The organism is Klenkia sesuvii (assembly GCF_037083825.1).
GTDB lineage: Bacteria > Actinomycetota > Actinomycetes > Mycobacteriales > Geodermatophilaceae > Klenkia > Klenkia sesuvii.
In genome coordinates this window covers 128,953-149,317 of sequence record NZ_JBAPLU010000001.1, presented here as the reverse complement: position 1 = coordinate 149,317, position 20,365 = coordinate 128,953, and the positions used below count along the sequence as shown (strand labels likewise).

Annotated in this window: 22 protein-coding genes and 1 pseudogene; 13 read left to right on the top strand and 10 right to left on the bottom strand. The window is 74.2% G+C overall.

Annotation, left to right across the window (positions count from 1 at the left end; translation table 11 throughout):
- Positions 1–43 precede the first annotated feature (43 nt).
- The 6 genes from pstB to TEK04_RS00735 all read right to left on the bottom strand — a co-directional run bounded on the left by pstB (position 44) and on the right by TEK04_RS00735 (position 6,027).
- Entirely contained in the window at positions 44–823 is a 780-nt protein-coding gene (pstB, locus tag TEK04_RS00760; protein ID WP_336402376.1) for a phosphate ABC transporter ATP-binding protein PstB, read from the bottom strand.
- A gap of 25 nt (positions 824–848) precedes the next feature.
- The gene (gene pstA, locus TEK04_RS00755) at positions 849–1,928 is read right to left on the bottom strand and encodes a phosphate ABC transporter permease PstA (protein WP_336402375.1); all 1,080 of its coding nucleotides are present in this window, start codon (positions 1,926–1,928) and stop codon (positions 849–851) included.
- Positions 1,928–2,884, bottom strand: coding sequence for a phosphate ABC transporter permease subunit PstC (gene pstC / locus TEK04_RS00750; RefSeq protein ID WP_336402374.1), 957 nt, complete (start codon positions 2,882–2,884; stop codon positions 1,928–1,930). The genes pstA and pstC overlap by 1 nt, the downstream gene beginning before the upstream one ends.
- 109 nt (positions 2,885–2,993) lie before the next feature.
- Positions 2,994–4,106, bottom strand: a complete 1,113-nt coding sequence (pstS, locus tag TEK04_RS00745) for a phosphate ABC transporter substrate-binding protein PstS (RefSeq protein WP_336402373.1) — start codon at positions 4,104–4,106, stop codon at positions 2,994–2,996.
- A gap of 203 nt (positions 4,107–4,309) precedes the next feature.
- Positions 4,310–5,236: a mycothiol synthase gene (gene mshD, locus TEK04_RS00740; RefSeq protein ID WP_336402372.1), complete on the bottom strand. Its 927-nt coding sequence runs from the start codon at positions 5,234–5,236 to the stop codon at positions 4,310–4,312.
- Positions 5,237–5,283: 47 nt separating this feature from the next.
- The gene (locus TEK04_RS00735; RefSeq protein WP_336402371.1) at positions 5,284–6,027 is read right to left on the bottom strand and encodes a winged helix-turn-helix domain-containing protein; all 744 of its coding nucleotides are present in this window, start codon (positions 6,025–6,027) and stop codon (positions 5,284–5,286) included.
- 57 nt (positions 6,028–6,084) lie between these two features.
- Here TEK04_RS00735 and TEK04_RS21315 point away from each other — a divergent pair.
- The 8 genes and pseudogenes from TEK04_RS21315 to TEK04_RS00700 all read left to right on the top strand — a co-directional run.
- Positions 6,085–6,459: pseudogene (locus TEK04_RS21315) on the top strand (serine aminopeptidase domain-containing protein); the annotation flags it as partial.
- A gap of 94 nt (positions 6,460–6,553) precedes the next feature.
- Complete coding sequence (locus TEK04_RS00730) at positions 6,554–6,940, top strand: alpha/beta hydrolase (protein WP_336402370.1); 387 nt, start codon at positions 6,554–6,556, stop codon at positions 6,938–6,940.
- On the top strand, positions 6,937–7,758 hold the full coding sequence (locus TEK04_RS00725; protein WP_336402369.1) for a hypothetical protein: 822 nt from the start codon (positions 6,937–6,939) through the stop codon (positions 7,756–7,758). Before TEK04_RS00730 ends, TEK04_RS00725 begins: the two co-directional genes overlap by 4 nt.
- Positions 7,759–7,777: 19 nt before the next feature.
- Positions 7,778–8,464: an LmeA family phospholipid-binding protein gene (locus TEK04_RS00720; RefSeq protein WP_336402367.1), complete on the top strand. Its 687-nt coding sequence runs from the start codon at positions 7,778–7,780 to the stop codon at positions 8,462–8,464.
- A 36-nt stretch (positions 8,465–8,500) separates the two neighbouring features.
- On the top strand, positions 8,501–8,953 hold the full coding sequence (locus tag TEK04_RS00715; RefSeq protein ID WP_336402366.1) for a thioredoxin family protein: 453 nt from the start codon (positions 8,501–8,503) through the stop codon (positions 8,951–8,953).
- A gap of 157 nt (positions 8,954–9,110) precedes the next feature.
- The gene (locus TEK04_RS00710; RefSeq protein ID WP_336402365.1) at positions 9,111–9,542 is read left to right on the top strand and encodes a DUF4395 domain-containing protein; all 432 of its coding nucleotides are present in this window, start codon (positions 9,111–9,113) and stop codon (positions 9,540–9,542) included.
- Between the two features lie 23 nt (positions 9,543–9,565).
- Positions 9,566–10,399 carry a sulfurtransferase gene (locus TEK04_RS00705; RefSeq protein WP_336402364.1) on the top strand — a complete coding sequence of 278 codons (834 nt, stop codon included), beginning with the start codon at positions 9,566–9,568 and terminating at the stop codon, positions 10,397–10,399.
- A 2-nt stretch (positions 10,400–10,401) separates the two neighbouring features.
- Complete coding sequence (locus TEK04_RS00700) at positions 10,402–10,695, top strand: DUF1416 domain-containing protein (protein WP_336402362.1); 294 nt, start codon at positions 10,402–10,404, stop codon at positions 10,693–10,695.
- A 137-nt stretch (positions 10,696–10,832) separates the two neighbouring features.
- Here TEK04_RS00700 and TEK04_RS00695 read toward each other — a convergent pair whose 3' ends face one another.
- Complete coding sequence (locus TEK04_RS00695) at positions 10,833–11,510, bottom strand: TetR/AcrR family transcriptional regulator (RefSeq protein WP_336402361.1); 678 nt, start codon at positions 11,508–11,510, stop codon at positions 10,833–10,835.
- A 113-nt stretch (positions 11,511–11,623) separates the two neighbouring features.
- Here TEK04_RS00695 and TEK04_RS00690 point away from each other — a divergent pair, with 113 nt between their 5' ends.
- From TEK04_RS00690 to TEK04_RS00680, 3 genes are all read left to right on the top strand, one after another.
- A complete protein-coding gene (locus TEK04_RS00690; RefSeq protein ID WP_336402360.1) occupies positions 11,624–12,547 on the top strand; it encodes an NAD-dependent epimerase/dehydratase family protein in 924 nt (307 codons plus the stop codon).
- A gap of 184 nt (positions 12,548–12,731) precedes the next feature.
- On the top strand, positions 12,732–13,304 hold the full coding sequence (locus TEK04_RS00685) for a heme-binding beta-barrel domain-containing protein (RefSeq protein ID WP_336402359.1): 573 nt from the start codon (positions 12,732–12,734) through the stop codon (positions 13,302–13,304).
- Positions 13,301–15,022 (top strand): DUF885 domain-containing protein, encoded by a 1,722-nt coding sequence (locus tag TEK04_RS00680; protein ID WP_336402358.1) that lies wholly within the window; start codon positions 13,301–13,303, stop codon positions 15,020–15,022. Before TEK04_RS00685 ends, TEK04_RS00680 begins: the two co-directional genes overlap by 4 nt.
- Here TEK04_RS00680 and TEK04_RS00675 read toward each other — a convergent pair.
- Positions 15,009–15,416, bottom strand: coding sequence for a DUF6992 family protein (locus TEK04_RS00675; protein WP_336402357.1), 408 nt, complete (start codon positions 15,414–15,416; stop codon positions 15,009–15,011). The genes TEK04_RS00680 and TEK04_RS00675 overlap by 14 nt on opposite strands.
- 18 nt (positions 15,417–15,434) lie before the next feature.
- Here TEK04_RS00675 and TEK04_RS00670 point away from each other — a divergent pair, with 18 nt between their 5' ends.
- The gene (locus TEK04_RS00670) at positions 15,435–15,995 is read left to right on the top strand and encodes a hypothetical protein (RefSeq protein ID WP_336402356.1); all 561 of its coding nucleotides are present in this window, start codon (positions 15,435–15,437) and stop codon (positions 15,993–15,995) included.
- Positions 15,996–16,323: 328 nt separating this feature from the next.
- Here the strand turns inward: TEK04_RS00670 and nhaA are convergent, their stop codons facing one another.
- Complete coding sequence (gene nhaA / locus TEK04_RS00665; RefSeq protein ID WP_336402355.1) at positions 16,324–17,697, bottom strand: Na+/H+ antiporter NhaA; 1,374 nt, start codon at positions 17,695–17,697, stop codon at positions 16,324–16,326.
- A 279-nt stretch (positions 17,698–17,976) separates the two neighbouring features.
- Here nhaA and TEK04_RS00660 point away from each other — a divergent pair, with 279 nt between their 5' ends.
- Positions 17,977–19,218 carry an HNH endonuclease signature motif containing protein gene (locus tag TEK04_RS00660; protein ID WP_336402354.1) on the top strand — a complete coding sequence of 414 codons (1,242 nt, stop codon included), beginning with the start codon at positions 17,977–17,979 and terminating at the stop codon, positions 19,216–19,218.
- Between the two features lie 300 nt (positions 19,219–19,518).
- Here TEK04_RS00660 and TEK04_RS00655 read toward each other — a convergent pair whose 3' ends face one another.
- Positions 19,519–20,364 (bottom strand): aminodeoxychorismate lyase, encoded by an 846-nt coding sequence (locus TEK04_RS00655; protein ID WP_336402353.1) that lies wholly within the window; start codon positions 20,362–20,364, stop codon positions 19,519–19,521.
- Position 20,365 lies beyond the last annotated feature (1 nt).

Here is a 20,365-nt window from a genome sequence, read left to right as displayed (position 1 = left end):
GCGTGCGGAGCGCGTCGCGGGGGGCGAGGGGGGTCCTTCTGTGTCAGCCGAAGCGGCCGGAGATGTAGTCCTCGGTGGCCTTCTGGTCGGGGTTGGAGAAGATCTTCTCGGTCGGGTTGAACTCGATCAGCCGACCGGGCTGCCCCACGCCGTTGAGGTTGAAGAAGCCGGTCTGCTCGCTGACGCGGGCGGCCTGCTGCATGTTGTGGGTGACGATGACGATGGTGAAGCGGTCCTTCAGCTCCGTCATCAGGTCCTCGATCGCCAGGGTCGAGATCGGGTCCAGGGCCGAGCAGGGCTCGTCCATGAGCAGGACCTCGGGCTGGACGGCGATCGCGCGGGCGATGCAGAGGCGCTGCTGCTGGCCACCGGACAGACCCGACCCGGGCCGGTCGAGGCGGTCCTTGACCTCGTTCCACAGGTTCGCGCCCTTGAGCGAGGACTCGACCAGGTCGTCGAGGTCGCTCTTGTTCATCTTCTTGCTGTTGAGCCGGACCCCGGCGACGACGTTGTCGTAGATCGACATCGTCGGGAACGGGTTGGGCCGCTGGAAGACCATCCCGATCTGGCGGCGGACGTCGACCGGGTCGACGTCGGAGCCGTAGAGGTCCTGGCCGTCGATGACGACCTTGCCCTCGACGCGGGCGCCGGGGATGACCTCGTGCATGCGGTTCAGCGACCGCAGGAAGGTCGACTTGCCGCAGCCCGAGGGACCGATGAGCGCGGTGACGCTGCGCGGCTCGATGGAGACGTTGACGCCCTCCACGGCCTTGAAGTTGCCGTAGAAGATGTCCAGGTCCGAGACGTCGATGCGCTTGGCCATGTCTGGTGTGCTCCTGGTTCCTCGGTCAGCGACCGGTCTTGGGGGCGAAGAAACGACTGATCAGGCGGGCCACGACGTTGAGGGCCATCACGATGATGATGAGCACCAGGGCCGCTGTCCAGGCCCGGCCGATGCCGAACTCGGGCGGCACGCCGGGCTGGGTGAGCTGGTAGTAGGCGTAGACCGGCAGAGTGGCCATGCGGCCGTCGAACGGGTCGAAGTTGGTGGCCGCGGTGATGCCGACGATGACCAGCAGCGGCGCGGTCTCGCCGATCACCCGGGCGATGGCCAGGGTCACCGAGGTGCCCAGGCCGGCGATGGCGGTGGGGACGACGACCTTGAGGATCGTGCGCCACTTGGAGACGCCCAGAGCGTAGGAGGCCTCGCGGAGCTCGTTGGGGACGAGCTTGAGCACCTCCTCCGAGGACCGGACGACGACCGGGATCATCAGCACCGACAGCGCGACCGCCCCGCCGAGGCCGAACCGGATGCCCGGGCCGAAGAAGATGGCGAACAGGGCGTAGGCGAACAGGCCGGCGACGATGGAGGGGATGCCGGTCATGACGTCGACGAAGAAGGTCAGCGCCTTCTTCAGCCGGCCCCGGCCGTACTCGACCAGGTAGATCGCGGCCAGCAGGCCCACCGGCACCGAGATCAGCGTGGCCAGGGCGGTGATGATCAGGGTGCCCATGATGGCGTGGTAGGCGCCACCGCCCTCGCCCACGACCCCGACCATGGAGTTGCTGAAGAACGTGCCGTCGAGCCGGCCGATGCCGTTGCTGACGACGGTGTAGACCAGCGAGACCAGCGGGACCATGGCGATCGCGAAGGCCGAGCTCACCAGTGCGGTGACCAGCCGGTCGGTGGCCTTGCGGCGACCCTCCACGGCCCGGGAGACCACGTAGGTGACCAGGCAGCCGAGCACGATGCCGTAGACGGCGAACAGGCCCCACGACCACCCCGAGGCCAGGGTGGCCAGCGCGGCCAGGACCAGCCCGGCGGCGAACACTGCGGTGCCGCCGAAGCGCGGCAGGCCGCGCCGGTGGCCGACGGCCGGGGCCAGGGGCTCGGGTGCCTCCGGACGGGTCGGGGTGGTGGTGCTCATCAGTTCGCTCCGGAGAAGTCGGCCCGGCGGTTGACCACGTACCGGGCGAGCATGTTGACCGCGAGGGTGATCACGAACAGCACGAGACCGGTGAAGATCAGCGTGCTGACGGCGAGCCCGGAGGACTCCGGGAACTGCAGCGCGATGTTGGCCGCGATCGTCGAGGGGTTCGAGGAGCTGATCAGGTTGAAGGTGATGCCGCCGGAGACCGACAGCACGATGGCCACCGCGAGCGTCTCGCCCAGCGCGCGGCCCAGGCCGAGCATGGCGCCGCCGATGACGCCGGACTTGCCGTAGGGCAGCACCGCCATCTTGATCATCTCCCAGCGGGTGGCGCCGAGGGCCAGCGCGGCCTCCCGGTGCAGTGCCGGGGCCTGGGAGAACACCTCACGGCTGATCGCCGAGATGATCGGCAGGATCATGATCGCCAGCACCAGGCCGGCGGTGAGCATGGTGCGGCCGGTGACCGAGGCGGGGCCGGCGAAGAACGGCAGGAAGCCGAGGTTGCGCTCGGCCCAGGCGAAGAAGGGCACCAGGGACGGCGCCAGCGCGGCCAGGCCCCAGAAGCCGTAGACGACGCTGGGGATCGCGGCGAGCAGGTCGACGACGTAGCCCAGCGTCGCGGCGACGCGCTTCGGCGCGTAGTAGGTGATGAACAGGGCGATGGCCACGCCCAGCGGGGTGGCGACGACCAGGGCGATGACGGCGGCCAGCAGGGTGCCGAACACCAGCGGGCCGACGTAGCTCCACACGCCCTCGCCGCCGGGGACGTCGGCGGCCGGTGCCGTGATCGAGTCGAGGGACTCCGAGATCAGGAACGCGGCCACCCCGGCGAGCACGACCAGGATGAGGATGCCGGCGCCGGTGGACAGCCCGGCGAAGGTGCGGTCGCCGGCGCTGCGCACGGTGCGGGTGGGCTTGTCGGCCTTCCGGGGCGGGGTGTCGAGCGAGGTCACGGGGACTCCGAGCGTGCGGTCGGTGCGGGGCGGGTGGGGTGGTGCCGTCGGCGGGGGCCGACGCACGAGCGGCCCGGGCGCACGAAGCACCCGGGCCGCTCGCGGTGGGTCAGCTGCCGGAGGTGATGGCGTCCACCGCGGTCTGCGCCTGCTCGCGCAGACCGTCCGAGATCGGAGCGCTGCCGGCGGCGTCGGCGGCGGCCTGCTGGCCGTCCTCGCTGATGACGTAGCCCAGGAAGGACTTCACCAGGTCGGCGGTCTCGGCGTCGTCGTAGGAGACGCAGCCGATGTGGTAGCTGACCAGGACGATCGGGTACTCGTCGGCCGAGGTGGTGGTGCGGTTGATGTCGTAGGCGAAGTCGTACTCGCTGCGCCCGGACTGCAGCTCCGAGCCCTCGACGACGGCCGCGGCGGCCTCGGGGGAGGGGGCGACGAAGTCCTCGCCCACACCGATGTTGGCCACACCCAGGTCGCCGGCCTGCGACTCGTCGGCGTAGCCGATGGCGCCCTCGCCGGCGGAGACCGCCGAGATCATGCCCGAGGTCTGGTTGGCGGCCTCGCCACCGGACAGCGGCCACTCGCCGTCGGGCTCGCTGGTCCACACGTCGGGGGCGGCGGCGTTCAGGTACTGGGTGAAGTTCGTGGTCGTGCCCGAGTCGTCGGCGCGGTGCACGGGGGTGATGGTGGTCGAGGGCAGCTGCACGCCCTCGTTGTCCGCGGCGATGGCCGGGTCGTTCCACGTCGTGATCGCGCCGGTGAAGATGCCGGCCAGCACCTCGGGCGAGAGGTTGAGCTCGTCGACGCCCGGCAGGTTGTAGACCACGGCGATGGCCGAGATGTAGTTCGGCAGCTCGAACACGCCGCCGTCGCCGCAGCGGGCCTCGGCCTCGGTGAGCTCGTCGTCCTTCAGCGCGGCGTCGGAGCCGGCGAAGTCGGTGCCGCCGGCGATGAACTGCTCGCGGCCACCGCCGGAGCCGACCGGGTCGTAGTTGACCGTGACGTCGGGCTGGATGGAGGAGTAACCGGCGGTCCACCCCTGCATGGCGGCCTGCTGGCTCGAGGCGCCGGCACCCACGAGGGTGCCGCTCAGCTGCTCCTGGCTGGAATCCGCGCCGGAGGAGTCGGTGGTGCCACCCTCGTTGGAGGCGCCGCACGCAGCGAGCGCGAGGGTGCTGGCGAACGCCGCGGAGAGGGTCACGGCGCGCGTCTTGGTGCTGAGCATCTACTCAGGGCCTTTCGACTGGTGGTGCCCGGACGTCGGTGCCGGGCAGTGAGGTCCAACAGACGAGGACGCTAGGCAGCGCAAGTGGACGGATCTGGCTCGCTCGGTGAACGCGGGATGAACGACCCATGAGGTGTGGATCACCGGCTGCGGTACAGGTCACGTCCCCCAGGTGAACTCACCCGGTTGGGCTCAACAGCGGGTCAGGACCGGCGCGCGGGACGGTGCCACTGCACGTCGACGGCGTACCGGCTGAACCCTGACCGCTCGTACAGGGCGACCGCAGCGGTGTTGTCCTCCTCGACGTAGAGGAGCACCTCCGCCAGCCCGCGCGAGCGCAGGTGCGCCAGGCCCAGGTCGGTCAGCGCGCGACCCAGCCGCAGGCCCTGCGCCGCGGGGGCGACGCCCAGCACGTACACCTCGCCGACCGGCTCGTCGGCGACCTCGCCCGCCGGGTGCACCTTGGTCCAGTGCGAGCCCAGCAGCGTCTCGGTGCCGTCGTCGGCCAGCCGCCAGGCGAGCAGGAAGCCCGCCGGGTCGAACCACTCCTCGGCCTCGCGCAGCTCGAGGTCGCGGCGGGTCATGCCGCCCTGCTCGGGGTGGTGGGCGAAGGCCGCGGCGTTGACCGCCAACCAGGCCTCCTCGTCGACCCCGGGCCGGAAGGGCCGGACGACGACGTCGGCGGGCAGCTCGGGGTCGGCGTGCGGTCCGGGGCCGGCCAGCGGCATGCGCATCTGCAGCAGCGTGCGGGCCCGCGTCCACCCGCGGGCGGTGCCCAGCTCGGCCGACCCCGGGAGCTCGCCGTGCGCCCAGACCGCGAGCGGCCCGTCGCCGGCCAGCTCCTCCACCTTCTCGGCCATCGCGCGCCCGAGGCCGCGCCGGCGCAGCTGCGGGTGGACGACGAACTCGGCCTGCCAGCCGCCGTCGCCGTCCCGGTCCAGCCGCGCGTAGGCGGCCGCGCGTCCCTCGTGGCCGAACAGCACGTCGCGGCCGCCGTCCGGGCCGCCGTGCCGCAGTCGCAGCTCGGCCTCCTCGCTGAGCGGGCGGACGCCGTCGGCCCGGGCGGCGGCCTCGACGAGCTCCAGGGCGAGCTCGAGCGAGCGCCCCTCGGCGCGGGGCAGCACGTTCACCGAGACCGCGATCGCGTGGTCCGGGAGGGGGTCGTGCCGGTGCTCGGTCAGGGGACGGCCGGCGCGTCGCTGGTCTCGGGGGCCGCGGTCGCCGAGGCGGACGTGGCGTCGGCGACCTGCTGGTCGAGCTTGTAGCCGACGTTGCGCACGGTGCCGATCAGGGCCTCGTGCTCGGTGCCCAGCTTCGCCCGCAGGCGCCGCACGTGGACGTCGACCGTGCGGGTGCCGCCGAAGTAGTCGTAGCCCCAGATCTCCTGCAGCAGCTGGGCGCGGGAGAACACCCGGCCGGGGTGCTGGGCCAGGTACTTGAGGAGCTCGAACTCCTTGTAGGTGAGGTCGAGTGGGCGGCCGCGCAGCTTGGCCGAGTAGCTGTGCTCGTCGATGACCAGCTCGCCGGCCTTGGTGACGCCGCCCTCGTCGACCGGGCTCGGGGTGCTGGCGGCGGCGCGGCGGGCGGTGGCCCACTTCAGCCGGGCGTCGACCTCGGCGGGGCCGGCGGTGTCGAGGACGACGTCGTCGACACCCCAATCGGCCGAGAGGGCGACCAGACCGCCCTCGGACAGCACCGCCACCAGCGACGCGGCCACCCCGGTGCTGGCCAGCAGGCCGCACAGGGTGCGCGCGCGCACCAGGTCGTGGCGGGCGTCGACCAGCACCACGTCGCCGGCGTCGCCGTCGAGCAGGCTCGACAGCTCGGGCGCGACGACCCGCACCTGGTGCGGCAGGAGACCGAGGGCGGGCAGCACCTCGGTGGTCGCCTGACGGGCGGAAGTCATGAGCACGAGCCGCATGCCGTCTCCTCGGGTCCGTCGACGCCGGTGTCGGGGTGAACCGGCAGGATATCGGACGTGTTGCGCGAGGTGGTCCCGGTGTTGCCCCGTCGTGACGTGACGGTGACCACCGAGGACGGCGTGCGGCTGCGCGGCATCGTGGTGCCCCCGGACCTGCCCGGGCCGCCGGACCCGGAGCGGCGGCCGGTGACGTTCGTGGTGGCGCACGGGTTCACCAACTCGACCGCCCGTGCCCCCTTCCTCCGGCTGGCCGGCTACCTCCGCCGGTTCGGTGAGGTGCGCGGGCTGGACTTCCGCGGGCACGGCCGGTCCGGCGGTGCCTCCGGCGTCGGCGGGGACCCCGAGCTGCTCGACGTCGACGCGGCCGTGCGGGCCGCCCGCGCCGACGGCGCCACCACGGTGGTCACGGTCGGCCTGTCGATGGGCGGGGGTGCGGCGCTGCGCCAGCAGAAGGACCCCGCTGCCCCCCCACCACTCGCAGGCTCGCGGCGGGCCCCTGCACCGGGGCCTGCGCGACACGGTGCCCATGCGCCGCGTGCACTGGCTGCTGGAGACGACGGTCGGTCGCCGGCTCGGGGCGCGGGTCATGGGAGTCCGCCTGGCCCCGCCGTGGCCGAGCAACCCGCCGGCCCCGGTCCAGCTGGTCAGCGCGATCGCGCCCACGCCGCTGCTGCTGGTGCACGGCGACCGCGACACCTACTTCCCGCTCGAGCACTTCCGCACGCTCGCGCAGGCGGCCGGGCCCGCCGCCACCGTGTGGGTGGTGCCCGGCATGGGGCACGCCGAGAACGGCATGACCGCGCCACTGGCCGAGCGCATCGGTCGCTGGGCGCGGGACACCGTCGGCCGCGGCCGGCTCTGCGAACATGGCCCGGTGATCCCCGCCCCCGCCGCCGCGCGCCCGGGCCGATGACCGGCCCGACCTCGACGCAGGTGCTCCCGCCGCCCGTCCACCACCTGCCGGCCGCCGGCGCGGTCGTCGTCGGCACCGCGGCGCTGGCCGGGCTGCCGCTGCTGGCCGGGCACGCGGGGTTGCTGGCCGGCGTGCTCGTGCTGCAGGTCGCGCTGGTGGCGGCGTGGGTGCTGGCCACCGGGATCCGCGGTCTGGCCGGCTCCATCGGCGTCGGAGTGCTGGCCGCGGTCGGCGCCGACCTGCTGCTGGGCCTGCCCGACCGCCCCGACCTGGGCGTGCTCCTGCTCGTCCTCGGACCGGGGTTCCTGCTGTCGGTGGTGCACCAGATGGCCCGCCCGGCCCCGCGCCGCTACCTCGTCGCCTCCCTGGCCGGCGTGCTGCTGCTGCTGTGCGCGGTGGTGGCCCTGGCCCTGCTGCTGGCGCTGGGGCGCACGCCCGACGGGCCGCGGCTGGCGACGTCGGCGGTGCTCGTCGTGGGCGCCGCCCTGCTGGTCGGGCACCTCGTCGACCTGGTCCTGCCCCGGCCCTCGGTCGCGGCGGGCGTGCCCCGTGGGCTGACCGGCCTGGTGCTCGCCGTCCTCGCCGGGGTGGGCACCGCGCTCCTCCGCCGTCGGCCCGGCGACCTCCTCGACGCGCTGTCGGCGGCGACGTACGGCGCCGCGATCGCCGGCGTCGCGGTGCTGGTGGCGGTCGGCGCGTCCTACGTCGTGGCCGAGCGTCCCCGGCGGGGCTGGGCCCTGCCGGTGGTGCAGGCCGTCCTCCCGTTCGCCGCCGCCGCACCGGTCGCCTACTTCCTGGCGCTGCAGACCAGCCTGTAGCCCTGGGAGAGTGGGCCCGGTGAAAGGTCTGCTGATCACCCTCGGGGTGCTGCTGGTGCTGCTCGTGGCCGCCGACCGCGTCGGCGTGCTGGTCGCCGAGGACCAGGTCGCCGCCCAGGTCGCGCAGCAGGGCGGGTTGGCCGGCGAACCCGACGTCGACATCACCGGGTTCCCGTTCCTCACCCAGGCCGTCGCCGGGCGCTACGACGACGTGCGCATCGCGCTGACCGCCGACGAGCTGGGTCAGCCCGCCGGCACGACCGCCGACGTCTCGCTGCAGGGGGTGCAGCTGCCGCTGTCGGACGTGCTGGGCGGACGGGTGTCCCAGCTGCCGGTCGACCGGGTCGACGGGCAGGCCTCGGTGCCGCTCTCGCTGCTGGCCGACCAGCTCGGCGGGGACACGACGCTCACCCGGGAGGGCGACGGGCTGCGCATCACCAAGACCGTCGAGCTGCTGGGGCAGACGATCCCGCTCACGGCCGCGGGCACCGTGTCCCTGGACGGGCAGGACCTCGTGGTCGACGTCGACTCCGCGTCGGGGGCCGGCATCGACGTCCCGCAGTTCGTGCTGGAGCAGGCGCAGGAGCTGCTGGAGTTCCGCTACCCGCTGCCCGCGCTGCCCTTCGGTCTGCAGCTGACCGGCCTGCAGGTCACCGACGGCGGCGTCGACCTGACGGTGGCGGCCACCGACGTCGTCCTGCAGTAGGGAATCCCCACCGTCTCGGTCGTGTTGGGTGGTGACGTGGATGCGACCGGTGCGATCGTGCTCGGCCTCGCCCTGCTCGTGGCAGGGGTGGCCGGCTGGTGGCTGCGCACCCGCAGCGGTGCCGTGCGGACGACGGGGGAGGGCATGACGGGGGACTCCCCGGAGGTCGAGGTGCTGCGCTCCCTGGGTGTGCGGCCCGAGGACGCCGACCTGACGGTGGTGCAGTTCGCCACCGCGTTCTGCGCGCCCTGCCGGGCCACCACGGCCCGGTTGGCGCAGCTGGGGACCCGGCACCCGGGGTTGGCCGCGGTGCACGTCGACGCCGAGAGCGAGCTGGACGCCGTGCGCGCGCTCGACGTCCGGCGCACCCCCACGCTGTTCTACCTCGACCGCAGCGGTGCGCTGCTGGGCCGCAGCAGCGGTGCGCCCCGGCCCGACGAGCTGCGGGCGCTGGTGGCCGCGCACGCACCGGCGGCGGGGCCCGTGTGATGGGTGTTGCTACCCTCCCCGCCGTGGGCACCCTGCTGACTCAGCGACGCACAGTCGACCTGTGCCGCCTGGGCAGCTGCCTGTGTCGGTCCGAGTTCCGAGGCTGACTCCCCGCCTCGACGAGCCCTCACCCCGCTCCTCGGAAGGCCCCCACCCCGTGACACCCACCCGTCAGGTCGACGTCCGTGGCCCGCGCTTCGGCGCCTGGGTCACCACCGTCGTGCTCGCCGTCGTCCTGCTCACCGGCAGCGGCTGGCTGCTCGCCGTCCAGGCGGTGGTCTTCGCCGTCGGTGCGTTCGCCGGGCTGCGGTACGCCCCCTACGGCGTGCTCTTCCGCACCCTCGTCGCCCCCCGGCTGGGCCCGGTCACCGAGCGGGAGGACGAGGCGCCGCCCCGGTTCGCCCAGCTCGTCGGGTTCGGCTTCGCCCTCGTCGGCACCCTCGGCTACCTGGCCGGCGCACCGCTCGTCGGTGCCGTCGCGACCGGGCTGGCCCTGGTGGCCGCCCTGCTCAACGCAGCCGCCGGCTTCTGCCTCGGCTGCGAGCTCTACCTGCTCGTCCGGCGGGCCCGTCCCGCTCGTACCCACTGACCCCCACCACAGGAGGAACCACCATGAGCCGTGCCGACGTGCTCGTCAGCGCCGACTGGGCCCAGGAGCACCTGGGCGACGCCGGCCTGGTCTTCGTCGAGGTCGACGAGGACACCAGCGCCTACGACAAGGGCCACCTCGAGGGTGCGGTGAAGCTGGACTGGAAGACCGACCTCCAGGACCCGCTGCGCCGCGACTTCGTGGACAAGGAGCAGTTCGAGGCTCTGCTGTCGGCCAAGGGCATCAGCAACGACGACACGGTCGTGCTCTACGGCGGCAACAACAACTGGTTCGCCGCCTACGCCTACTGGTACTTCAAGCTCTACGGCCACGCCGACGTCAAGCTGGTCGACGGTGGCCGCAAGAAGTGGGAGCTGGACAGCCGCCCGCTCTCCGACGCCGAGGTCACCCGCCCCGCCACCCAGTACACCGCGCAGGAGCCCGACACCTCGATCCGCGCGTTCCGCGACGAGGTGGTGGCCGCCATCGACACCAAGAACCTGGTCGACGTGCGCAGCCCCGACGAGTTCGCCGGCAAGCTGGTCGCCCCCGCGCACCTGCCGCAGGAGGGTGCGCAGCGCCCCGGCCACATCCCCTCGGCCGTGAACGTGCCGTGGAGCAAGGCCGCGAACGAGGACGGCACCTTCAAGAGCGACGAGGAGCTGGCCGCGCTGTACGCCGACGCCGGCTTCGACGGCTCGAAGGAGACCATCGCCTACTGCCGCATCGGCGAGCGCTCGAGCCACACCTGGTTCGTGCTGCGCGAGCTGCTCGGCCACGACGACGTCAAGAACTACGACGGTTCGTGGACCGAGTACGGCTCGCTGGTCGGCGTCCCGATCGCCAAGGGGGCCTGACCGTGTGCGGGGCCCCGAAGCAGGGTGGCGCGCTGGCCGGTGTCGACCTGACCACCCAGACGGTGATCCAGGGGTCGGTCTGGCACGACGGGTCGCCGGTCGCCGGCGCCTACGTGCGGCTGCTCGACTCCTCCGACGAGTTCACCGCGGAGGTCGTCACCTCGCCCGAGGGGGAGTTCCGGTTCTTCGCCGCGCCGGGTGAGTGGAAGCTGCGGTCGTTGGCCCCGGTCGGCCGCGCCGAGCGGGTGCTGAGCGCAGAGGTCGGCCTGAACGAGACCACCCTCGCCATCGCCTGAGGAAGGACCTGACTGCCCCCCACGACGCGCTCCGCACGCCGCGGGACCCTGCAGCCAGGCCGTTCCAGCACCTCACGAGTCCGTCCTCCGCCACCAGGTCCGGTGGCGGAGGACGGACTTCTGCGTAGGAGGACCTGTCACAGCCCGAGCAGGTCGGCCAGTTCGCCGACCTGCTCGGTGAAGAACGCGTCCCCGTCGGCCACGGAGCCGACGAAGTGGCCGAACAGCTCGAAGCTGACCATCCCGTGGACCGCGCTCCAGGTCATCAGCGCCCGGGCGCGGGTGGCGTCGTCGAGGGCGGGGTGGTCGCCCCCCAGCACGGCCGTCGCCGCGGGGAGCACCAGGTGGGTGCGCCGCCCCTCCGGTGGCGGCAGCAGGCCGGCCCGGGCCGCGTCACCCAGGATGCCGCCGAGCACGACCCCCACCCGGGCCGCCGCGGGCACCGTGTCGGCCGGCGCCGCGTAGCCGGGCACCGGCGACCCGTACAGCAGAGCCCACTCGTGCGGGTTCGCCCGGGCCCACGCCCGGATGGCGGCGCACACGGCGTGCCACCGGGCCCGTGGCTGCTGGGCGGGGTCGTCGGCCTCCTCGGCGGCCGCGCCCAGGGCGTCGTAGCCCTCCTGGATCAGCCGGGTGAGCAGGTCGTCGCGGCTGGGGAAGTAGCGGTAGAGCGCCGAGGAGGCCATGCCCAGGTCCCGGGCCACCGCGCGCAGCGAGAGGGCGGCGGCCCCGACGGTGGCCAGCTGCGTGCGCGCGGACGCCAGGATCTCCTCGGTCAGCGCGGCCCGGGCACGTTCCCTCGCGGTGCTCACCACGACCCGGACGGTACCACCGATCTGGAACGAGAGCAGTGCTCTTGACAGGCCATTGCCATCCGCCCATGCTCAGTCGACGAGAGCGGTGCTCTCGTCGAAACCGAGGAGGAGTCGTGGGACTGCACGTGGTGGTGGGCAAGGGCCCAGTCGGGTCGGCCGTGGCCGACGAGCTGCTGGCCGGGGGGCACCGGGTGCGCGTGCTGTCGCGCAGCGGAGGGACGTCGACGGCCGACGTCGAGCACCGCAGGGTGGAGGCCGGGGACCCCCGCGCGCTGGCCGAGGCCGCACGGGGGGCCGACGCGATCTACAACGCGGTGAACCCCGCCTACCACCGGTGGGCCGCCGACTGGCCCCCGATGGCCGCTGCCCTGCTGACGGCGGCCGAGCGCTCCGGTGCGGTGCTCGTCGCCATGGGCAACCTGTACGTGCACGGCCGGCCCACCGGACCCATGACGGCCGACAGCCCGCTGGCGGCCACCGACACCAAGGGCCGGGTGCGGGCCCGGGTGTGGACCGACATGCTCGCCGCCCACGACGCGGGCCGCGTCCGGGTCGCGGAGGCGCGTGCCGCCGACTTCATCGGCCCGACGGTGCCGGCGGCGCACTCCCACGTCACCCGGCAGCTGCAGACCCTCCGCCGCGGCCGACGGGCCTGGGTGGTCGGCGACCCCGACGTGGCGCACAGCTGGGCGTACCTGCCCGACGTGGGCCGCGTGCTGGCCGTCCTGGGCACCGACCCCCGGGCCTGGGGCCGGCCGTGGGTGGTGCCCAGCACGCCGCCGCGCAGCCAGCGCCAGGTGCTGACCGACGTCGCCGCCGCGATGGGGGCCCGCCCGGCCCGGGTGTCGGGGCTGCCCTGGCCGCTGCTGAGGACGCTGGGCGTGGCCGTCCCGCAGATGCGCGAGCTGGTGGCCATCCGGCACCAGTGGGACGCCGAGTTCGTGGTCGACGGGTCGGGGACCACCACGACCTTCGGCATCGAGCCCACGGCCTGGGACGAGGTCTGCCGGGCGACCGCCGGCGTCGTCGCCGTCTGAGCCGCGGGGTGGGCCGCCGGCCGGGCCCCCGCTGACGCGCGCCGGTGTCGGACCCCCTCGTTACCGTGGCGGGCATGGGTCTGGTCCTTGCCTGGGTTCTCGTCACCCTGGCCGCACTCGCCGCGCTGTGGAGCGCGGCCGGGGCGGCCCGGTTGACCCGCCGCGAGCGCACGGGGGTCCGGCGATGACGAACCCGACGCCCGCCGGGCTGCCCGAGCAGCCCGCCGACGGCCGCACCGTGCTCCCGGTCGAGGAGACCACCGACGTCCGTACCGGCCCCGAGGTGGCCCACGAGCTGCTCTCGGTGCTGCCGCTGCTGGGCGAGTGGCACGGCGAGGGGGTGCTCGTCGGCCCCGACGGCGACCAGCGGTTCGGTCAGTGGGTGCGGTTCGCCCACGACGGCCGGGACTTCCTGGCCTACGAGTCGCACACCTGGCAGATCACCGCCGAGGGCGCGGTGGGCGCCCCCGACGTCCGCGAGTCCGGGTTCTGGCGTCCCCGGGGCGAGGACGACGTCGAGCTGCTGGTCGCCCACCCCGAGGGCCTCGTCGAGATCTACGTGGGCACCGCCCGCACCACCACCAGCTGGGAGCTGACCAGCGACGTGCTGGCCCGCACCCCCGACCACCCCGACACCACCAAGGCGGTGCGGCTCTACGGCGTCGTCGACGGCGCGCTCATGTACGCCGTCGACCGGGCCGGCCCCGACGGCCAGCTGCGCCCGGTGATGTCCGCGCGTCTGGAGAGGATCCGATGAGCACCACGGGCCCGCAGCGACCGTCCCGCCCGGCCACCCCGCGCGAGGTGGCCGACGCCTACGTCGACGCGCTCTGCGACCTCGACCCGATCGCCGGCACGGCGCTGGGCACCCGCCCCGGCGACGACCGGCTGCCCGACCTCTCGCCGGCCGGTCTGGCAGCCGCCGCCCAGCTCGAGCGCGACACCCTGGCCGAGCTCGACCGGGTGCTGGCCGCCGACCCGGCGCTGGCCGAGGACCCCGTCGAGTTCCGCTGCGCGCGGCTGCTGCGGGAGCGGCTGACCGCCTCGCTCGACCTGCACGACGCCGGCGAGGGTCTGCGCGAGCTGTCCAACCTGTTCTCCCCGGTGCACTCGGTGCGCCAGGTGTTCACGATGATGCCGCTGACCACCGACGACGACTGGGCGGTGCTGGGCCGCCGACTCGCCCGCGTGCCCGAGGCCTACCGCGGGTACCTCGCCACCCTCGCCGAGGGTGCGTCCCGGGGGCTGTTCGCCGCCCCGCGGCAGGTCGAGACTGTCGTCGGCCAGCTCGACGAGTGGTCCTCAGGGCCCTACTTCGCCGGGGTCGTCGCCCCCGGCCCCGAGGGCCTGCGGGCCGAGCTGGACGCCGCGGCCGCCGCGGCCGACGCCGCGGTCGTGGAGGTCCGCGACTTCCTGCGCGACACCTACCTCCCGCAGGCGCAGGGCACCCCCGACGCGGTGGGCCGCGAGCGCTACGCCCGGTTCGCCCGCCGGTGGAACGGCAGCGACCTGGGCCGGGGCACCGGCTTGGAGGACGCCTACGCCTGGGGCTGGGCCGAGCACCGCCGCATCCGCGAGGAGCAGCGGGCCGCCGCCGAGCTCGTGCTGCCCGGGGCCACGCCGATGCAGGCCATGCGCTGGCTGGGTGAGCACGGCGAGGCCGTGGAGGGTGTCGAGGAGATCCGGCTCCGTCTGCAGCAGATGATGGACGACGCGATCGCCTCCCTCGACGGCACGCACTTCGACATCGCCGAGCCGATCAGGCGGGTCGAGGCGATGATCGCCCCGCCCGGCAGCGCCGCCGCGCCGTACTACAGCCGGCCCTCGCTCGACTTCGGGCGGCCGGGCCGCACCTGGCTGCCGACGCTGGGCAAGACCAGGTTCCCGCTGTGGGACCTGGTCTCCACCTGGTACCACGAGGGCGTCCCGGGCCACCACCTGCAGCTGGCCCAGTGGGTGCTGGTGTCCGACCAGCTCTCGGTGTTCCAGACCGCGGTCGGCGGGGTGAGCGCCAACCTCGAGGGCTGGGCGCTCTACGCCGAGAGGTTGATGGACGAGCTGGGCTTCCTCACCGACCCGGGCGCGCGCCTGGGTTACCTCGACGCCCAGCAGATGCGGGCGGTGCGCGTGGTCGTCGACATCGGCATGCACCTCGAGCTGCCGATCCCCGGCGACGCCGACGGTGCGCTGGCCGACCACCGGGGCCAGCCGTGGACCCCGGAGCTGGCCAGGGCCTTCTTCGGCGAGTACTGCGGGCGTGACGCGGCCTTCCTGGACAGCGAGCTGGTGCGCTACCTGGGCATGCCCGGGCAGGCGATCAGCTACAAGCTGGGCGAGCGGGCCTGGCTCGAGGGTCGCGCGGCGGCCCAGGCCGCTCGCGGTGACGCCTTCGACCTGAAGGCGTGGCACATGGCGGCGCTGTCGCAGGGGTCGCTGGGCCTCGACGACCTGGCCGACGAGCTCAGTCGCCTCTGAGCAGAGCGGGCCGCAGTGCGGCGGCGGCCGTGGCGTCGAGGGCGAGCAGGAAGGTCCCCTGCACGACCACGGCCGCGCCGTCGCCCCGCCAGCGGTCGGTCGTCCATGGGGTGCCCCGCAGCAGCACGAGCCCGGCGGCCACGTAGCCGACGTCGAGGACCGCGTTCACCACCAGCACGCGTCGCAGCCGCGCCGGGTCGGTCGGGCCCCGTCGGCGGCGGTTGCGGGTGCCCACCGCGGCGATCGCGCCGTCGACGGCCCCCCACGCGGCGGTCTGCCGGCCGAACCCCCGCAGGCGCGGGGAGGTCGGCAGCGCGGCGCCGACGATCACCGACCCGGCGGCCCAGGCGCCGAGCACGGTGGTCACCCTGGTCTCGACGGCGGCGGGGTCCATGACGGCTATCGTCCCGCAGTGCCCGCTGACGAGCTCGTCGCCGTGGACCTGCCGTCGTTGGAGGTCCTGCGCGGGCGCTGGGCCGCGGTGGCGGCGGTGACCACCGCGCTGGGGTTCCCCGCCGTCGCCCACGCCGTCGGCAGGGACACGTGGGTCTGGGACGACGGCGGCGGCAACCGGGCGCGGCTGACCCGGCGTCCCGACGGCGCCCCGTCCGGTGAGCTGGTCGCCGGGGCCCCTGACTGGTGGTTGCCGCCGTTGCGGGCCGACGCCGGCGAGGTCTCGTTCGTGCTGGGGTGGGACGGCGCGGTCTGGTGGCGCGCGGCCGGTGCCCTGCCCGGTGGCGGTGTGGCCGGGTTGCCGGTCGACGCCGGGCAGCTGTACGGCGTCGTCGACGCCTACCTGGAGGGCGTCGCCGACGACCAGGGGCTGGGTGGGTGGCGCCCGCCGTGGCCGGCGGTGGCCGCGCTGGCCCTGGCTGGTCCGCGCCTGACGGTCGGCGGGCTGGCCGACGTCGTCGGGCCGCTGCGGGCCGACCTGCCCGCCGGGGTGGTGGCTGCCCGCCGGTTCATGGCCTGACCGGCCCCGGGACAGGACAACCCCCGGGCTGCTCCGCCATCCCCGTCGGCTCGATGAGCACTTCTGACGGGGGGCGGGCCGACTGGACTGGGTCGGCGGCCCGGGGGTCGGGTGACTGTCCGGTTCTCGCTCGCCGCCGTGCGACGGACGGGCGATGCCACGCGCGTCGGACCGGGGTCTCACCGGTGCCGAGCGGGCGGCCCATCTGGACGGCGGCTAGCGGACAGCCACCTCACGAGTCCTGAACGACATCAATTGTTCGGACCACCTCCTCTCTCGTGTGCGGCCACGGTACGACTCGTGCGGCCGCCCCCGCAACGCCCTTTTCTCAGCCCTCCGGCTCGGTGGCGCGGCGGCGCCGGGAGGCCTCGTCGACCGTCTCGCGGGGCGAGGTCTGGTCCACCGCGCGGCCCTGCTCCTGGTAGACGTCGGGGATGCCGTCGCCGTCGTCGTCGCGGGCCTCGGCCTCGGCGATGCGGCGGTAGGTGCGGTCGCGGGGCTTGAGCACGGCGGTGGCCAGCAACGCGGCGATGAGGGTGCCGGTGAGCACGCCGACCTTGACGTGCTCGTCGCGCAGCGACCCCGCGCCGAAGGCCAGCTCGCCGATGAGCAGCGAGACGGTGAAGCCGATGCCGGCCAGCAACGACAGCCCGACGACATCGGGCCAGCGCAGGTCGGTGTCGAGCTGGGCCCGGGTGAACCGGCTGACCAGCCAGGTGGCGCCCGTGATGCCGACGGCCTTGCCCACGACGAGCCCGGCGACGATGCCGACGGCCACCGAGTCGGTGAGCGAGGCGCCCAGGCCGGACAGGCCGCCGACGGTGACGCCGGCGGAGAAGAACGCGAACACCGGGACGGCGATGCCGGCGGAGATCGGCCGGATGCGGTGCTCGAAGTGCTCGGCCAGCCCCGGACCGGCGTCGGGGCCGCCGGCGGCCTGGCTGCGCACGACGGGCACGGTGAAGGCCAGCAGCACACCGGCGACGGTCGCGTGCACCCCCGACTCGTGCACCAGCACCCAGGTCACCGCCGCCAGCGGCAGCAGGATCCACCACGAGCGGATGCGCTTCTGCACGCAGAACCCGAACAGCGCGAGCGGGACGAGGGCGAGGGCGAGCGGGCCCAGCGACAGCGACGAGGTGTAGAAGATCGCGATGATCGTGATGGCCAGCAGGTCGTCGACGATGGCCAGCGTGAGCAGGAAGGTGCGCAGGGCCGCGGGCAGGTGCGTGCTGATGACGGCCAGCACGGCCAGGGCGAAGGCGATGTCGGTGGCGGTGGGGATCGCCCAGCCGGTGAGGCCGTCCTCGCTGCCGAGGTTGATGACCGTGTAGATGATCGCCGGGACCGCCATGCCGCCGACCGCCGCCGCGACGGGCAGTGCGGCCTTGCGTGGGTCGCGCAGGTCCCCCGCGACGAACTCGCGCTTGAGCTCGAGCCCGGCCACGAAGAAGAAGATCGCCAGCAGCCCGTCGGCGGCCCAGGTGCCCAGCGAGAGGTCCAGGTGCAGCGAGGCCGGGCCGACCACGGTGTCGCGCAGCCCCTCGTAGAAGTCCGCCCAGGGGGTGTTCGCCCAGACGAGCGCGACGGCTGCGCCGATGATCAGCAGGACGCCGCCGACCGTCTCCTTGCGCAGCAGTGCGGCGATGCGGGTGGCCTCGCCGTAGGTGCCGCGGGCGAACAGGCGGGTAGGACTCGACACGGAAGCGGCTCCAGGGGTCGGTTGCGGAACTGCCGACCAGACTTCCCGGCGCACCTCACCCCAGTCTACCCGCGGGTGCGGCCACGACCCCGAGCGCGTCGAGTGCTCCCTGGCAGCGTCGGCTGCTCCGCTCGGTCGTCGGGCGGGACGGCGATCCGGAGGTGGCTGATCCGGCTCGCGTGCCGTAGGCCGGCGGACTGGGTTCTCCGGGTTCAGTGCCGCTCTGACCTGGCATTTCGGCTTGCAGGCGCCGCAGTCGGCCCGGTAGAATTCGTACAGGTGTTCGAGCGGGAGGGGTGGTCGATGAGCGAGCTGCGCTCGGCCGTCGAGGCGCTCGCCGCCGATGACCTGCACGAGCTGCGTGAGGGCCAGCTCCTCGACCGCACCGCCGACATCGTGCAGACCATCAACCGCCTCCAGGCCGAACTCGTGCGCACGGTGCGGCACGCCGACGTGGTCGGTGCGGCCGAGCACGACGGACTGCGCACCATGCAGTCGCTGCTGCGTGGGCACCACCACTACTCGGCGAGTGCGGCGGCAGCCGTCGTCCGGGCCGGCCGCGTGCTGGAGCACCTGCCCCGGCTCGGGTCCGCCTTCGCCGAGGGGACGGTGACCGCCGCCCAGGTGGGCGTGGTCGCCGACGGCCTGCGGCCCTGCGACGTCGCCGCAGCCGAGGAGCAGGACGTCGACCTCGGCGCGTTCGACGAGGCCTGGACCGCGGTCGCCCGCACGCTGCCGCACGCGAAGCTGGGCACGGCGGTGCAGGCGTTCCGCAACGCGCTGGACCCCGACGGCCCCGAACCCGACCCCACCGAGCGCCGCCGCCTGACGATGACCCGGCACGACGACGGCAGCGGGTCGGGTCGGTTCGACCTCGATGCGGTCGGCTTCGAACGAGTCGCTGCGGTGATCGAGTCGATGGTGCAGGCAGACCGGCCGCGCGGTGACCTCCGCACCCGGGCGCAGCAGCAGGGCGACGCGCTGGTGCAGTGGGCCGACAACACCCTGGCCGCCGGCGGGCTGCCGCTGCTGCGCACCGTGAAGCCGCACGTGGTGGTGACGGTCGACCTCGAGGACCTGGTGGACCCCGCCACCGGCCACGACGCGGCTGCCACCGGCTTCGGTGCACGGGTCTCGGCCGCCCGGGCGCGCTGGGTCGCCTGCGACTCGACGGTCACCCGCATCGTGATGGGACCCGATGGGCTGCCGTTGGACGTCGGGCGCACCAAGCGCGTGGTTCCGCCGCACATCCGCCGCGCGGTCGAGCAGCGCGACGGCCACTGCGTGTTCGCCGGGTGCGACAACCCGACGCACTGGTGCGACGTGCACCACCTGGCCGAGTGGGCGCTTGACCAGGGCGACACCAGCCTCGACAACTCGGCGCTGCTCTGCGAACGCCACCACACGAAGGTGCACCACGGGTTCCGGGTCGAGCGGGACGACGGGGCTCCACCCGGCGAGCGCTGGCGCACCTACCGCCCCGACGGAACCGAGATCATCCTCGGCCCGCTGCTGACCTGACCCGTCCGCTCCGGGCGAGAGCCCGTCGGTGCGTGATGCCGACTCGACCTGACACGCGTCCGCCGACGCCCCGCTCAGGGTGTTCAGACATCCAGGGACCCCGAACGCCCTGCTACCGGATGATCGTCGCGAACACGACGGCGCCTGGCCAGGTACATGTGCCCGATGACGGCCGCCACCTCACGGGCGCGGACAGGACCTGAGCCGCAGGGGTGCCGGACGTCGCGACCGCCGGAGGACCGTCCGTGCCCACCCAGGAGAGGCGTCACGGTGGGCCACGACGACGGCGTCCTCGGGCGGTCACGGCCGGGCGAGGAGGTCCTGCACGCGGGCGGTCAGGCCGGCGTCGTCGCGGGCCACGCCGTCCAGGGAGGTCACGCGCGCCGCGCCGCGGATGCCCGACAGCAGCCAGACGGCGTCGGCGGCGTGCAGGTCGGCGACCGTGCCCGGGGTGACCGCGGTGGGCCAGCCGTCGGTCTCGGCGGCGGAGAACAGCCGGGCCTGCGTGGTGCCGGCGAGGATGCCGAGGTCGGCCGGCGGGGTGTGCAGCGTGCCGCCGGACGCCCACACGACCGTGGACGTCGGGCCCTCGAGCAGCTGGCCCTCGGCGGAGGTGAACACCACGTCGTCGGCGCCGACCGCGTGCGCGTGCCGCTGCGCCGCCATGTTGACCGCGTACGAGAGCGTCTTCGCCCCGCCGAGCAGCCAGGGCGCACCAGCCCGCACGTCGGCGGCGAGCCCGTAGGTCAGGGCGACCACGCGGACGCCGTCCCGCCGCTGGCGCAGCACGTCCTCGCCGACGGGGGCCAGCAGGGCCAGCGCGGTCGGGGCGGCACCGTCGCCGCGGGTCAGGAACAACCGGCACACGCCCTCGACGTCGGCCGGCCAGCCCTCGGTGGCCGCCGCGACCAGCTCGCGCCACGCGTCGTCGGGCACCGGGGGCAGGTCGAGCAGCCGGGTCGAACGCTGCAACCGCACCAGGTGGTCACCCAGCCGCGGGGTGGCGCCGCCGTCGACCAGCACCGACTCGAACACGCCGTCGCCGCGGGCCAGTCCGGCGTCGAACGCCGTCACCACCGGCTGGTCGGCCGGCACCCGCACCGCCGCGCCGTCCCGCCAGACCGCCACTGCCCGCTGGTCGTCCACC

Excerpts from the sequence above, each read along its gene's own strand:
- pstB (WP_336402376.1), bottom strand. The coding sequence starts at position 823 with ATGGCCAAGCGCATCGACGTCTCGGACCTGGACATCTTCTACGGCAAC.
- pstA (WP_336402375.1), bottom strand. The coding sequence starts at position 1,928 with ATGAGCACCACCACCCCGACCCGTCCGGAGGCACCCGAGCCCCTGGCC.
- pstS (WP_336402373.1), bottom strand. The coding sequence starts at position 4,106 with ATGCTCAGCACCAAGACGCGCGCCGTGACCCTCTCCGCGGCGTTCGCC.
- TEK04_RS00735 (WP_336402371.1), bottom strand. The coding sequence starts at position 6,027 with ATGCGGCTCGTGCTCATGACTTCCGCCCGTCAGGCGACCACCGAGGTG.
- TEK04_RS00730 (WP_336402370.1), top strand. The coding sequence starts at position 6,554 with ATGCGCCGCGTGCACTGGCTGCTGGAGACGACGGTCGGTCGCCGGCTC.
- TEK04_RS00725 (WP_336402369.1), top strand. The coding sequence starts at position 6,937 with ATGACCGGCCCGACCTCGACGCAGGTGCTCCCGCCGCCCGTCCACCAC.
- TEK04_RS00705 (WP_336402364.1), top strand. The coding sequence starts at position 9,566 with ATGAGCCGTGCCGACGTGCTCGTCAGCGCCGACTGGGCCCAGGAGCAC.
- TEK04_RS00685 (WP_336402359.1), top strand. The coding sequence starts at position 12,732 with ATGACGAACCCGACGCCCGCCGGGCTGCCCGAGCAGCCCGCCGACGGC.
- TEK04_RS00680 (WP_336402358.1), top strand. The coding sequence starts at position 13,301 with ATGAGCACCACGGGCCCGCAGCGACCGTCCCGCCCGGCCACCCCGCGC.
- TEK04_RS00675 (WP_336402357.1), bottom strand. The coding sequence starts at position 15,416 with ATGGACCCCGCCGCCGTCGAGACCAGGGTGACCACCGTGCTCGGCGCC.